Raw genomic sequence first — 12,631 nt, 5'->3', positions numbered from 1 at the left:
CGCCCCGAGGCCATGACCTTGAACCGCGACCAGCTCGCGCGCTGGCTTCCCTTCCTTGCCTGGCCGCGACCGGATCGCGCGCTGCTCATCAACGAGGCCTCGGCCGGCGTCACGGTCGCGCTGATGGTCATTCCCCAAGGCGTGGCCTATGCCGCGCTGGCCGGCATGCCACTGGTCACCGGCGTGTACGCGGCGCTCTTCCCGGCGCTGATCGCGGTGCTCTTCAGTTCTTCGGCCCGCCTGTCCGTCGGCCCCACGGCGCTGACCAGCCTGCTGGTGGGCGCCTCGCTCGCGCCGCTGGCGATCCGGGGCAGCAGCGAATGGGTGGCGCTGGCCGTCTGGCTGACGCTGCTGTCGGGGGTCATGCAGGTCGTGCTCGGGGCGGCGCGTTTCGGCTGGCTGCTTCGCCTGGTCAATTCGCCGGTGCTGATGGGGTTCACGCAGGGGGCGGCGGTGCTCATCACGCTGTCGCAGCTGCCGGCGCTGTTGGGCTTCACCGGACGCAGCTTCGTCCAGTTGCTGCAGGGTCCGCCGCCCGACTACATCGCGATTGCTTTCGGCCTCGGCGGCATGGCGGCGCTGTGGCTCGGCAAGAAGTGGGCGCCGCGCTTTCCCACGACGATGGCGCTCGTTGCGGCCTCGGCGGTGATCAGCGGCGCCATCAGCTATGCACTGCGCGGCGGGGCGGTCATCGGCACCCTGCCCTCGGGCCTGCCGTCGTTCTACTGGCCCGGCTGGTTGTCGCTCGACGGATTCGGCAACCTGCTGCTGCCGGCGTTTCTCGTCACGCTGGTGAGCTTCCTGGAAACCGCATCGAGCGCCAAGGTGGACAACGCACGCGCCGGCAAGCTCTGGAACGAGAACCAGGACCTCATCGGACAGGGGCTGGGCAAGATTGCCTCGGGCCTGACCGGGTCGTTCCCGACGAGTTCGTCCTTCTCTCGCTCGGCGATCACGCTGTACGCGGGCGCCAAATCGCAATGGTCGACGCTGTTCAGCGTGGCCGTGGTCGCGGCGGCGCTACTGTGGGCGATGCCGCTGCTCTATCACGTGCCGCAGGCAGTGCTGGCGTCGATCGTGGCGACGGCGACCATCGGCCTCCTGCGGCCGTCGGCCTTCGTGTCGCTGTGGCGCATCTCGCGCATCGAAGCGGCCATCGCGCTCGGCACCTTCGGCCTGACCATCGCGACCGCGCCTTCGATCTACTGGGGCGTGCTCGGTGGGCTGCTCGCGGCGCTCGCGCACTACATGTACCGCCATCTGCACCCGCGCATCATCGAAGTGGGACTGCACCCGGATGGCAGTCTGCGCGACCGGCATCTGTGGCACCTGCCCCCGCTCGCCCCCCACCTCTATGCGCTGCGCATGGATGCCGAGTTGGACTTCGCATCGGCCAGCACGCTCGAACGCGCCATCAGCGTCGCGCTCGCCCGGCAAAAACTGACAGACGTCTGCCTGTTCGCCTATCCGATCAACCGGATCGACATCACAGGCGCGGAAGTGTTCGGCAGCATCCGCCGCCTCCTCGAATCGGAAGGCGTGCGCCTGCACGTCTCGGGCCTCAAGTTGCCGGCGCAACAGGTGCTGGAGCGGGCCGGCCTGCTGTCGCCGGGCCCGATGCTTTTCAGCTATCGCACCGACGCCGAGGCGCTCGCGGCCCTGACGACCGGTCCGGCGCGGGACGCGTCGCCCGTCGAGGAACTCAATCGCGAACCTGTCGCCGCAGGTTCTTGATTTCAGCACGCTGGCTCTTGCCTTCGAGCCGGCGCTGCCTTGCGGCATAGCTCGGCTTTGTGGCGCGCCGCACCCGCGGCGGTGTTGCCACAGCATCGACCAGGTCCTGGAGCCGCGCCATCGCGTCGTCGCGATTCATGTCCTGGCTGCGATGTCGCTGCGCCTTGATGACCAGCACGCCTTCATGCGTGATGCGGCTGTCGCGCGAGTTCAGCAAGCGCGCCTTGACGTCATCGGGCAATGAACTGGCCGGTATGTCGAAGCGCAGGTGCACCGCGCTCGATACCTTGTTGACGTTCTGCCCGCCCGCGCCTTGCGCGCGGATGGCGCTGAATTCGACCTCGGAAGGATCGACGAGAACCGCGGGCCGAAGCATGAGCGCAGCGACTTATTCGCCGCGCGACGGCTTCACGGGAACATCGGTGATGCTGCCCGCATCGTTGAGCCTCACCGGGCTGTCGGTGGCCTGTCCCCGCGCGCGGGCGCTGACGACGTCCGCCGCCGTCGGCTCCTCGGGCCGTCCCGCCGAGCGGAATCGATCGAATCCGCTGCGTGGATCGAAGCGCATGACCCACGGCGTCACCGGCTTGCCGGTGAGCCGCGCCCATGCATAGCGCAGGCCCCAGACGGCCGCCAGCAGCAGCACGGCGACGGCGAGGCTGGCCGCGAAGACCAGCCCCAGCATGAAGAGAATCAGTCGGACGAGGAAATTCACCATCGGCTTTAGGCCACGGCCTTCGCCACAGGTTCCCCGGCCTTTTCAAAGCTGAACTGGCCGGGCGCCTGGATCGGGTCCGTGGTGACCGCGATCGTATCCTTCGGACCGAAGGTCCCGTCCAGCAACAGCTTCGACAGCGGGTTCTCGATGCGCTGCTGGATCGCCCGCTTGAGCGGCCGCGCGCCGAACACCGGGTCGAATCCGACCTTGGCGATCTCCGCCAGCGCCGCCGGCGACACGTCGAGCGCCAGATCCATCTTCGCGAGCCGCTGCTGCAGCACCTTGAGCTGGATCGATGCGATCGCCTCGATGTTCTTCGCGTCGAGCGCGTGGAACACCACCGTCTCGTCGATGCGGTTCAGGAACTCGGGCCGGAAGTAGTTCTTCAGCTCGCCCCACACCGCTTCCTTGATCTCCTCGGTCGGCCGGCCGACCATCTGCTGGATGATCGGCGAGCCGATGTTGCTGGTCATGACGATCACCGTGTTCTTGAAGTTCACGGTGCGGCCCTGCCCATCCGTCAGGCGGCCATCGTCGAGCACCTGCAGCAGCACGTTGAAGACGTCCGGGTGCGCCTTCTCGACTTCATCGAGCAGCAGCACGCTGTAAGGCTTGCGACGCACGGCTTCGGTCAGGTGGCCGCCCTCTTCGTAGCCCACGTAGCCGGGCGGCGCACCGATCAGCCGCGCGACCGAATGCTTTTCCATGAACTCGCTCATGTCGACCCGGATCAGGTGATCCTCGCTGTCGAACAGGAAGCCCGCGAGCGCCTTGCACAGTTCGGTCTTGCCCACGCCCGTCGGGCCGAGGAACAGGAACGAGCCGGTTGGACGGTTCGGGTCCGCGAGGCCCGAGCGCGAGCGGCGGATCGCATTCGCGACCGCGCTGATCGCTTCATCCTGCCCGACGACGCGCTCGTGCAGCTTGTCTTCCATCATGAGCAGCTTGTCGCGCTCGCCCTGCATGAGCTTGCTGACCGGGATGCCGGTTGCGCGCGACACCACTTCGGCGATCTCCTCCGAGCCGACCTGGGTGCGCAGCAGCGTGGGCGCGCTGGACTTGCCCTTGCTCGCTTCGGTCTCCTGCGCTTCCTTCAGGCGCTTTTCGAGCCCGGGGAGCTTGCCGTATTGAAGCTCGGCGACCTTGTTGAAGTCGCCCTTGCTCGTGAACTCGGCGATCTGGAACTTGATCTTGTCGATCTCTTCGCGGATCTGCGCGCTGCCCTGGGCCTGCGCCTTCTCGGCCTGCCAGACCTCGTCGAGGTCGGCGATCTCCTTCTGCAGGCGCTTGATCTCGTCCTCGATCAGTCCGAGCCGCTTCTGCGAGGCCTCGTCCTTTTCCTTGCGCACCGCTTCGCGCTCGATCTGCAACTGGATCAGGCGACGGTCGAGGCGGTCGATGGCTTCGGGCTTCGAGTCCATTTCGATCTTGATGCGCGCAGCGGCCTCGTCGATGAGGTCGATGGCCTTGTCCGGCAGGAAGCGGTCGGTGACGTATCGGTCGGACAACTCGGCCGCGGCCACGATGGCCGGGTCGGTGATGTCGACACCGTGGTGCACCTCGTATTTCTCCTTCAGGCCGCGCAGGATGGCGATGGTCGCCTCCACGCTCGGCTCGCCCACGAGGATCTTCTGGAAGCGGCGTTCAAGCGCGGCATCCTTCTCGATGTACTTGCGGTATTCGTCGAGCGTGGTCGCGCCGACGCAGTGCAGTTCGCCGCGCGCCAGCGCGGGCTTGAGCATGTTGCCCGCATCCATCGCGCCTTCGGCCTTGCCGGCGCCGACCATGGTGTGCAGTTCGTCGATGAAGACGATGGTCTGGCCTTCGTCCTTCGCGAGTTCGTTGAGCACGCTCTTCAGGCGCTCTTCGAACTCACCGCGGTACTTCGCCCCGGCGAGCAGCGCCGCCATGTCGAGCGACAGCACACGCTTGCCCTTGAGCGTGTCGGGCACCTCGCCCGCCACGATACGCTGCGCGAGGCCTTCGACGATCGCGGTCTTGCCCACGCCGGGTTCGCCGATGAGCACCGGGTTGTTCTTGGTGCGGCGTTGCAGCACCTGGATGGCACGGCGGATTTCCTCGTCGCGGCCGATGACGGGGTCGAGCTTGCCGAGGCGCGCGCGCTCGGTGAGATCGAGGCAGTACTTCTTGAGCGCCTCGCGCTGACCTTCGGCATCGGCGCTGTTCACGCCCTGCCCGCCACGCACCGCATCGATCGCCGCTTCGAGAGACTTGCGCGTGACCCCGTGGCTGCGCGCGAGATTGCCGATGTCGGCTTTGCTGTCGGCCAGCGCGAGCAGGAAGAGTTCGCTCGCAATGAACTGGTCGTTGCGCTTGATGGATTCCTTTTCGGTCGCCTGCAGCAGCTTGCCCAGGTCAGGACTCACCTGAACCTGGTCATGGCCCTGCACCTGCGGCAGCTTCTTGATCGCTGCTTCGGCGGCCTGGAGCAATCCGGGCACATTGGTGCCGGCGCGCTCGAGCAACGCGCGCGGGCCGTCATCCTGGCGCAGCATGGCGACCAGCAGATGGACCGGTTCGATGTAGGCGTTGTCATTGCCCAATGCCAGCGATTGCGCATCGGCGAGGGCTTCCTGGAATTTGGTGGTGAGTTTGTCTTGACGCATGGCTTGATTCCTGCATTCAAAATAGGGATGTTCCGAGTCGATATCAAGGCGGCCCGGATTTTTTCAATCGCAATCTTTGGAGTCGATAGATGCTCAAGTCAACATGGGGTGGCGCCAGGCGCCTGATGCAAGGCCTTTTCGCGGCCGGCCTGCTGGCCGCCGGAGGCGTGGCACTGGCGCAGCCGGGCGGGACGCCGATCCGCCTCCTGGTCGGATTCCCGGCTGGCGGCGGCACCGACGCCATTGCACGCATGTTGGGTGAAAAGCTCAAGGACCAATTGGGTGCTCCGGTCCTGGTCGACAACCGGGCGGGCGCCGGCGGCCAGATCGCCGCGCAGGTGCTCAAGTCCTCGCCGGCGGACGGCAACACGCTCTTCCTGACGCACGACCACACGATTTCCATCCTGCCCCAGGTGGTGAAGAACCCGGGCTTCGATCCGCAGCATGACTTCGTGCCCGTCGCGGGCTTCGCTACCTTCGCGAACGCACTGGCAGTCTCGGGCGGCACGCCGGCCAAGACGATGAACGAGTACGTGAATTGGGTGCGCACCCAGCGCGGCGGCAAGGACACGATCGGCGTGCCGGCGCCCGCGTCGATCCCCGAATTCCTCGTCAAGCTCATCGGCACCAAGTACAAGTTGGACCTTCAGGCCGCGCCGTACCGGGGCAGCGCGCCGATGATGGCCGACATGCTGGGCAACCAGATTTCAGCGGGCATCGGCTCGATTCCCGACTTCATCGAGAACCAGAAGGCCGGCAAGATCCGGGTCGTGGCCGTCATCGGCGCGAAGCGGCAGGCCGTGCTGCCGCAGGTGCCGACCTTCGAGGAACTGGGTCTTTCGGGGCTGGAGGATCTGCCCTACTACGGTGTCTTCGCGCCGGTCGGTACGCCGCAGCCAGCGATCGACCGCTTCGGCAACGCGCTCGCCAAGGTGCTCGCGATGCCGGATGTGAAGGAACGCCTCACCGCCATGGGCCTGACCGTCGGCTTCATGCCGCAAGGCCAGTTCGCCGGGGCGGTTCGCAGCTACACGCAAACCTGGGCGCAGATCATCAAGTCCAGCGGCTTCCAGCCGCAATGATTGGCTCGCCCCCCAGCCTCGCCCACTGCGTGTGGCTCGGGCACCCCCCTACCGGGGGGCAACACCTGCGGCCCGGCGGAGCCGGTTCCGCGGTGTTTCACGAGGGGTGGCGCGACTCGCGCGGGCGCATTCCTTCTTTATGCGTTGCTGGCTTGGATGCCCCAGCGGGCTAGGGCGTCGTCATCGTCTACTCGCGCATCTACCCAGCGGGCGCCTTCGGGGGTTTGCTCTTTTTTCCAGAACGGGGCCTGGGTCTTGAGGTAGTCCATCAGGAACTCGCAGGCCTGGAAGCTCTCGCCGCGATGGGCGGAGGTCACGGCCACCATCATGATCTGGTCCTGCGGCTGCAACAGGCCCACACGATGGATCACGCGCGCGCCGAGGATATCGAAGCGGCGTTGCGCCTCGTCGATCATGGATTCGATCGCCTTCTCGGTCATGCCGGAATAGTGCTCGAGTTCCATCGACGCGACGTCGCTGCCGTCGTTGCGGTCGCGCACCGTGCCGATGAAGCTGCAGACGGCGCCGACGCGCGGATCGCCGGCACGCAGCGCAGCGATCTCCTTTTGCAGGTCGAAGTCTTCGGTCTGAATCGAAACGCGCTCACCGGTCATCCGGGGATTGTGGCACTGCGATAGACTCGCGCGATGCCCTGCACAGCTCCGCAACGCCTCCAGTCTTCGTTCGAAGCCGCGGCCTGCGCGCGTCTGCAAGGCAAATCCAAAAAAACCAGGCTCATCTGACCGGAGCTTCGGTTCCGTCGTCGGATGAGCGACGGGACCCGCAAGGCTCAGGCTGCAACCGGTTGTGTGCGCGCATTCGAGCGCGATATCGCCGGGCTGCTCGTTCCGGCGCCGAACTACATCCGACCGTCTCAGGGCGGGATCCGGGACTGGTTCGTGGCGATCACCGATGCCAGCGCCGTTCCGATCGTGGTCTACGACATTCCCTACCGCACCGCCATTTCGATCGCGCGGGAGACCCTGCTCTCACTGGCCGCACATCCGCGCATCCGAGCGATCAAGGACTGCGGCGGCGAGGCGGCCAAGACGCGCGAACTCATCGCGGACGGGCGGCTCCAGGTGCTCGCGGGAGAGGATGCCCAGATGTTCAGCACGGTCGCGGAAGGCGGCGCCGGCGCGATCGCCGCGAGCGCACATGTACAGACCTCGCGATTCGTCGGCATGCTTCGCTTGCTGGGCGAAGAAAGGCTCAAGGAGGCACGAGCCCTATGGCAGCCGCTGCTCCCGCTGATCGAGGCGCTTTTTGCCGATGCGAACCCGGGCCCGATCAAGGCGTTGCTCGCGCACGATGGGCTGATTGCCAATGAACTGCGGCCACCGATGACCCGCTCGCCGGCGAACCTGCTGGATCGCCTGCTGGAGATCGACGGGGCGATCAACCGCCGGTGACAGGCGGAAAGAAGGCCACCTCGCTGCCTTCGCGCAGTGCGACCTGTTCGTTGCTCATGACCTGGTCGAGCGCCATGCGCACCGCACGGCCTCGCGCCAGGGCACTGGCGTGCGGTTCCCCGCGCGCGATCAGTTCGTCGCGCAGCGCGCCGAGGTCGGGCGCCGAGGTGTCGATCGCCTCCGCGCCGGTGCCGAGCGCTTCGCGCACGGAGGCGAAATAGCGGACGTTGATCTTCATGCTCAGGCCAGCAACGATGAGAAGGGGATGAACTGCACCATGTCGCCGGCCTTGAAGGGCTGGCCGGCAGGCGTGTCGATCACGCCGTCGCCCCAGACGGTCGACGTCAGTACGCCCGAACTCTGGTTGCCAAAGAGGTCCAGACCGCCTGCCGCATTGCGGCGTGCGCGCAGGAACTCGCGACGACGATCGGCGCGCGGCCAATCGAAATCGGCACGCATCGCCACCGGCTCGATCGCGACGCGCTCGGCACCCTGCAGAGTGAGCAGGAAGGGCCTCACGAGCAGCAGGAAGGTCAGGAAGCTCGACACCGGATTGCCGGGAAGGCCGGTCAGGTGCGCGTCCCCGATACGACCGTACGCGAACGGCTTGCCGGGCTTCATCGACAGCGACCAGAGTTCGAGCTGGCCCAGATGCTGCACGGCGGCCTTGATGTGGTCTTCCTCGCCGACCGAGACACCGCCTGTGGTGATGATCAGGTCGTTGCTTCGCGACGCTTCGCGCAGCGCCTCGATGGTCGCCTCGCGGCGGTCCGGAACGATGCCGAGGTCGTTGACCTCGCAGCCGAAGCGCTTGAGCAGCGCGCGCATGAAGAAGCGGTTGGAGTTGTAGATCGAGCCCGGCTTCATCGCGTCGGGAGCGACCTCGCCGGGCATCACGAGTTCGTCGCCGGTCGACAGCAGCGCGACGCGCGGACGCCTGGACACCTCGAGCCGCGCGAAACCGACGCTCGCCGCCAGGCCCAGACCCGCGGGAGTGAGCCGATCGCCCTTCGACAGGACGATGTCGCCGGCGGCGACGTCCTCGCCGGCGCGGCGAATCCATTGCCCCGTCGCCGGAGCGATCTCGATGCGCACGCTGCCCAGGCCGCCTTCCTCGGGCATGGCCTGCGTGTCTTCCTGCATCACGACCGCATCCGCCCCTCCGGGAATCTGCGCGCCGGTGAAGATCCGCGCCGCGGTGCCGGCCGCGAGCGGCGTGCCGACGGTGCCGGCCGGGATGCGCTGGGCCACCCTCAGCACCGCCCCGGCCGTCGCGCAGTCGGCAGCGCGAACCGCATAGCCGTCCATCGAGCTGTTGTCGCGCGGCGGCACGGTGAGTCCCGAGACCACGTCATGCGCGAGCACTCGGCCATCGGCCTCGAAAGTAGACACGCTTTCGGTTCCGAGCTGGGGCGAAGCCGCAGCGAGCAGCCGCGAGAGCGCTTCATCGAGCGCCATGAGGGGTGGGCGTGAGGAAGCAGTCGACATCTCAGTGCTCCATGACGCTGCGCGCCACCCGCACCCCACGAAACCGGCGCAACCGAGCCGAGGGCACCCGCGGAACCGGCTTCGCCGGGCCGCCGGGTGCGCCCCCTTGAGGGGGGATGCGAGCCACACGAAGTGGGCGAGAGTCGGGGGTGGGTGTCACTTCAGCCATGGTGCTTCACCTTGTATTCGAATCGTTCGGCATGCAGCAGGAGCCACTCGGCGATGCCATCGACGTCGTCGAGGTCAAAGATCGGCAGCTCGGTGGCCTGCGGAAGGTCCTGCGGGGTGTTGGTGGCGATGCCGACGATGAAGTGGTCCTCGGTGTAGCGCACCGGCCGGGCATCCTCGGCTTCCGCAGGCGCGCGCCACACTTCGAGCTTGAACAGATCGCTGTGCTTGAAGCCTTCCACCAGCACCCAATCGACACCCGCGTCGAGTTCCGCGATCAGGTCGTGCACGCCGAGCTGGGTCGGCGCGTCGAACTCGCGGATGAGCGCCAGGCGCTTGTCCGAGCCGACCACCACTTCGAAGGCCCCGGCCTCGCGGTGCCGGAAGGTGTCCTTGCCCGGATGGTCGATGTCGAACTTGTGGTGCGCATGCTTGACCACCGACACGCGCTGGCCCCTCCGCTTGAGCACGGGGATCAAGCGCTCGACGAGCGTCGTCTTTCCCGCGCCGGAGAAGCCGGCGAAGCCGATGATCTTCATGACAATTTCCCCAGGCCTCGCCCACTTCGTGCCGCTACGCCGACCCCCATTCCGGGGGCGCACCCAGCAGCCCGGGCGAGCCGGTTCCGCGGGTGCCCCGAGTTGGGCAGCGCCAGTTTCATCTCAATCGCAATGCTTGGCGATGTAAGCCTTGACCGCCTCCACGTCGGCCGGGAGCTTGACGACCCGCTTGGGCAGTTCCTCGATGCCCTGGAAGCGCGCGGGACGATCCGGCTCATGGCCCAGCGCCTCGACGATGGTTTCGGCGAACTTGATCGGCAGCGCGGTTTCGAGAACGATCATCGGCACGCCCGGCACGAGATGCTCGCGCGCGGCCTTCAGGCCGTCGGCCGTGTGCGTATCGATCAAGGTCGCGAAGCGCTTGTCGGTGTCGCGGATCGTGGCAAGACGGTCGGCATGCGTGCTGCGGCTGCTCGCGAAGCCGAATTCGCTCGCGGCCTTCGCAAACACGGGATCACTGCTGAGATCGAACTGGCCGGTGCGACCCAGTTCGCCCTCGAACAATCCGCGGCTCTTGGCGGCATCGCGCCCGACCAGGTCGAAGATGAAACGCTCGAAATTGCTGGCCTTCGAGATATCCATCGACGGGCTCGAGGTCTCGTGCGTATCAGCCGCAGAACGGACCCGGTAGACGCCGGTGCGGAAGAACTCGTCGAGCACGTCGTTCTCGTTCGTCGCGACCACGAGCGTGCGGATCGGCAGGCCCATCATGCGCGCCACATGGCCCGCGCAGACGTTGCCGAAGTTGCCCGAGGGCACGGTGAAACTCACCGGCTTGTCGTTGGTCGCCGTCGCCTGGAAGTAGCCGGCGAAGTAGTACACCACCTGCGCCAGCAGCCGCGCCCAGTTGATCGAGTTGACCGTGCCGATCTTGTACTTGCGCTTGAACGCGAGATCGTTGGACACCGCCTTGACGATGTCCTGGCAGTCGTCGAAGACGCCCGCGACGGCGATGTTGTGGATGTTCTCGTCCTGCAGGCTGAACATCTGCGCCTGCTGGAAGGGGCTCATGCGCCCGTCCGGCGAGGTCATGAAGACGCGCACGCCCTTCTTGCCGCGCATGGCGTACTCGGCCGCACTGCCGGTGTCGCCGCTGGTCGCACCGAGGATGTTGAGCTGCTCGCCGCGCCGCCCGAGCTCGTACTCGAACAGGTTGCCGAGGAGCTGCATCGCCATGTCCTTGAAGGCCAGCGTCGGGCCATTGGACAGGGCTTCGATGTAGACGCCGTCTTCGAGCTCGCGCAGCGGCACGATGTCGGGCGTGCCGAACACCTCCTCGGTGTAGGTCTTCGCGCAGATCGCCTTCAGGTCGGCAGCCGGAATGTCGTCGATGTAAAGCGAGAGCACCTCGAAGGCGAGTTCGGCATACGACAGCCCACGCCACTTGGCGAGCTGGGCCGCGTCGATCTTCGGATAGTGCTCCGGCAGGTACAGGCCGCCATCGGGCGCGAGGCCTTCCAGCAGGATCTCGCAAAAGCGGCGGCGTTCGGGATGGCCGCGCGTGGAGAGGTACTGCATCAGGACAACTCTTCCTTGCGAATCCGCACGATCGGGGCGAGCACGGTCGGCAGCGCCTGCACCTGGGCAAGCACCTCGTCGAGCGTGCCTTCGCGCGTGTCGTGCGTGAGGATGATGAGATCGGTCTGAGTCGAGCCTTCGCCGCCCACTTCGTCGGCTTCGCGCTGCAGCACCGCGTCGATGCTGATGCCGGCGCTCGCGAGCAGGCCGGTGACCTTGGCGAGCACGCCCGCCTCGTCGGCCACGCGCATGCGCAGGTAGTAGCTCGTCACCACTTCCGACATCGGCAGGACCTTGAGGTCGCTCATCGCGTCGGGATGGAATGCGAGGTGCGGCACACGGTGGGCAGCGTCGGCGGTGTGCAGGCGCGCGATGTCGACCAGGTCGGCGATGACTGCGCTGGCGGTCGGCTCGCTGCCCGCGCCTTTGCCGTAATAGAGGGTGGTGCCGACGGCATCGCCATTGACCACGACCGCGTTCATCGCGCCTTCGACGTTGGCCAGCAGGCGCTTCGACGGCACCAGCGAGGGATGCACGCGCAGTTCGATGCCGTTGGCCTTGCGCTTGGTCACGCCCAGCAGCTTGATGCGATAGCCGAGCTGCTCGGCGTACTTGATGTCCTGCGCGGCGAGTTTCGTGATGCCTTCGACGTGGGCCCTGTCGAACTGCACCGGGATGCCGAACGCGATGGCGCTCATGATCGTGACCTTGTGCGCGGCATCGACGCCTTCGATGTCGAAGGTCGGATCAGCCTCTGCATAGCCGAGGCGCTGCGCTTCCTTCAGCACGGTGTCGAAGTCGAGGCCCTTGTCCCGCATCTCCGACAGGATGAAGTTGGTGGTGCCATTGATGATGCCGGCGATCCATTGGATGCTGTTGGCGGTAAGGCCTTCGCGCAGCGCCTTGATGATCGGGATGCCGCCGGCGACTGCCGCTTCGAACGCCACCATGACGCCCTTGGCATGCGCGGCCGCGAAGATCTCGGTGCCGTGGACCGCGAGCAACGCCTTGTTGGCGGTCACCACGTGTTTGCCCGCAGCGATGGCTTCGAGCACGAGCTGCTTCGCGATGCCGTAGCCGCCGATGAGTTCGATCACGATGTCGATGTCGGGATTGGCAATCACCGCGCGCGCATCATCGACGACCTTCACGCCGTCGCCGACAACCGCCTTGGCGCGTGCCGTGTCGAGGTCGGCGACCATGGTGATCTCGATGCCGCGGCCGGCGCGGCGCTTGATCTCTTCCTGATTGCGCTGGAGCACCTTGAAGGTGCCGCTACCGACCGTGCCGATGCCGAGCAGGCCAACTTGGATGGGTTTCATGA

Annotated in this window: 11 protein-coding genes and 1 pseudogene; 3 read left to right on the top strand and 9 right to left on the bottom strand. The window is 66.5% G+C overall.

The features are described 5' to 3' along the window. Positions 1-12: 12 nt before the first annotated feature. Positions 13-1,734, top strand: coding sequence for a SulP family inorganic anion transporter (locus tag WKW77_RS09840; RefSeq protein ID WP_340356655.1), 1,722 nt, complete (start codon positions 13-15; stop codon positions 1,732-1,734). Here the strand turns inward: WKW77_RS09840 and arfB are convergent. From arfB to clpB, 3 genes are read right to left on the bottom strand one after another with little or no spacing between them, the layout of a single operon-like run. Beyond that, entirely contained in the window at positions 1,703-2,110 is a 408-nt protein-coding gene (gene arfB / locus WKW77_RS09835; protein ID WP_340356654.1) for an alternative ribosome rescue aminoacyl-tRNA hydrolase ArfB, read from the bottom strand. The two genes, WKW77_RS09840 and arfB, sit on opposite strands and share 32 nt — an antisense overlap. A 12-nt stretch (positions 2,111-2,122) precedes the next feature. Beyond that, complete coding sequence (locus tag WKW77_RS09830; RefSeq protein ID WP_340356653.1) at positions 2,123-2,452, bottom strand: hypothetical protein; 330 nt, start codon at positions 2,450-2,452, stop codon at positions 2,123-2,125. Between the two features lie 5 nt (positions 2,453-2,457). Further along, on the bottom strand, positions 2,458-5,079 hold the full coding sequence (gene clpB, locus WKW77_RS09825; protein WP_340356652.1) for an ATP-dependent chaperone ClpB: 2,622 nt from the start codon (positions 5,077-5,079) through the stop codon (positions 2,458-2,460). An 89-nt stretch (positions 5,080-5,168) separates the two neighbouring features. Here clpB and WKW77_RS09820 point away from each other — a divergent pair, with 89 nt between their 5' ends. After that, positions 5,169-6,161 (top strand): Bug family tripartite tricarboxylate transporter substrate binding protein, encoded by a 993-nt coding sequence (locus tag WKW77_RS09820; protein WP_422823163.1) that lies wholly within the window; start codon positions 5,169-5,171, stop codon positions 6,159-6,161. A 137-nt stretch (positions 6,162-6,298) separates the two neighbouring features. Here WKW77_RS09820 and WKW77_RS09815 read toward each other — a convergent pair whose 3' ends face one another. After that, a complete protein-coding gene (locus tag WKW77_RS09815) occupies positions 6,299-6,775 on the bottom strand; it encodes a molybdenum cofactor biosynthesis protein MoaE (protein WP_340356722.1) in 477 nt (158 codons plus the stop codon). Between the two features lie 207 nt (positions 6,776-6,982). Between WKW77_RS09815 and WKW77_RS09810 the strand changes: the two are divergent. Further along, positions 6,983-7,573, top strand: a pseudogene (locus WKW77_RS09810) (dihydrodipicolinate synthase family protein); the annotation flags it as partial. On the opposite strand, the gene moaD reads toward WKW77_RS09810, so the two are convergent. The 5 genes from moaD to WKW77_RS09785 form a co-directional block, all read right to left on the bottom strand. Further along, positions 7,560-7,811: a molybdopterin converting factor subunit 1 gene (moaD, locus tag WKW77_RS09805; RefSeq protein ID WP_340356651.1), complete on the bottom strand. Its 252-nt coding sequence runs from the start codon at positions 7,809-7,811 to the stop codon at positions 7,560-7,562. The pseudogene WKW77_RS09810 and the gene moaD sit on opposite strands and share 14 nt — an antisense overlap. 2 nt (positions 7,812-7,813) lie before the next feature. Continuing rightward, on the bottom strand, positions 7,814-9,061 hold the full coding sequence (locus WKW77_RS09800; protein WP_340356650.1) for a molybdopterin molybdotransferase MoeA: 1,248 nt from the start codon (positions 9,059-9,061) through the stop codon (positions 7,814-7,816). Between the two features lie 161 nt (positions 9,062-9,222). Then, positions 9,223-9,768, bottom strand: a complete 546-nt coding sequence (gene mobB, locus WKW77_RS09795; protein WP_340356649.1) for a molybdopterin-guanine dinucleotide biosynthesis protein B — start codon at positions 9,766-9,768, stop codon at positions 9,223-9,225. Positions 9,769-9,891: 123 nt separating this feature from the next. Further along, positions 9,892-11,307, bottom strand: coding sequence for a threonine synthase (gene thrC, locus WKW77_RS09790; protein ID WP_340356648.1), 1,416 nt, complete (start codon positions 11,305-11,307; stop codon positions 9,892-9,894). Next, positions 11,307-12,629: a homoserine dehydrogenase gene (locus WKW77_RS09785; RefSeq protein ID WP_340356647.1), complete on the bottom strand. Its 1,323-nt coding sequence runs from the start codon at positions 12,627-12,629 to the stop codon at positions 11,307-11,309. Before WKW77_RS09785 ends, thrC begins: the two co-directional genes overlap by 1 nt. Positions 12,630-12,631 lie beyond the last annotated feature (2 nt).

The organism is Variovorax ureilyticus (genome assembly GCF_037889935.1).
In the GTDB taxonomy this organism is placed as follows: domain Bacteria; phylum Pseudomonadota; class Gammaproteobacteria; order Burkholderiales; family Burkholderiaceae_C; genus Variovorax; species Variovorax ureilyticus.
The sequence above is the reverse complement of the archived record's forward strand: the minus strand, read 5'-3'. Positions and strand labels throughout refer to the sequence as shown.

Excerpts from the sequence above, each read along its gene's own strand:
- WKW77_RS09840 (WP_340356655.1), top strand. The coding sequence starts at position 13 with ATGACCTTGAACCGCGACCAGCTCGCGCGCTGGCTTCCCTTCCTTGCC.
- arfB (WP_340356654.1), bottom strand. The coding sequence starts at position 2,110 with ATGCTTCGGCCCGCGGTTCTCGTCGATCCTTCCGAGGTCGAATTCAGC.
- WKW77_RS09830 (WP_340356653.1), bottom strand. The coding sequence starts at position 2,452 with ATGGTGAATTTCCTCGTCCGACTGATTCTCTTCATGCTGGGGCTGGTC.
- clpB (WP_340356652.1), bottom strand. The coding sequence starts at position 5,079 with ATGCGTCAAGACAAACTCACCACCAAATTCCAGGAAGCCCTCGCCGAT.
- WKW77_RS09820 (WP_422823163.1), top strand. The coding sequence starts at position 5,169 with ATGCTCAAGTCAACATGGGGTGGCGCCAGGCGCCTGATGCAAGGCCTT.
- WKW77_RS09815 (WP_340356722.1), bottom strand. The coding sequence starts at position 6,775 with ATGACCGGTGAGCGCGTTTCGATTCAGACCGAAGACTTCGACCTGCAA.
- moaD (WP_340356651.1), bottom strand. The coding sequence starts at position 7,811 with ATGAAGATCAACGTCCGCTATTTCGCCTCCGTGCGCGAAGCGCTCGGC.
- WKW77_RS09800 (WP_340356650.1), bottom strand. The coding sequence starts at position 9,061 with ATGTCGACTGCTTCCTCACGCCCACCCCTCATGGCGCTCGATGAAGCG.
- mobB (WP_340356649.1), bottom strand. The coding sequence starts at position 9,768 with ATGAAGATCATCGGCTTCGCCGGCTTCTCCGGCGCGGGAAAGACGACG.
- thrC (WP_340356648.1), bottom strand. The coding sequence starts at position 11,307 with ATGCAGTACCTCTCCACGCGCGGCCATCCCGAACGCCGCCGCTTTTGC.
- WKW77_RS09785 (WP_340356647.1), bottom strand. The coding sequence starts at position 12,629 with ATGAAACCCATCCAAGTTGGCCTGCTCGGCATCGGCACGGTCGGTAGC.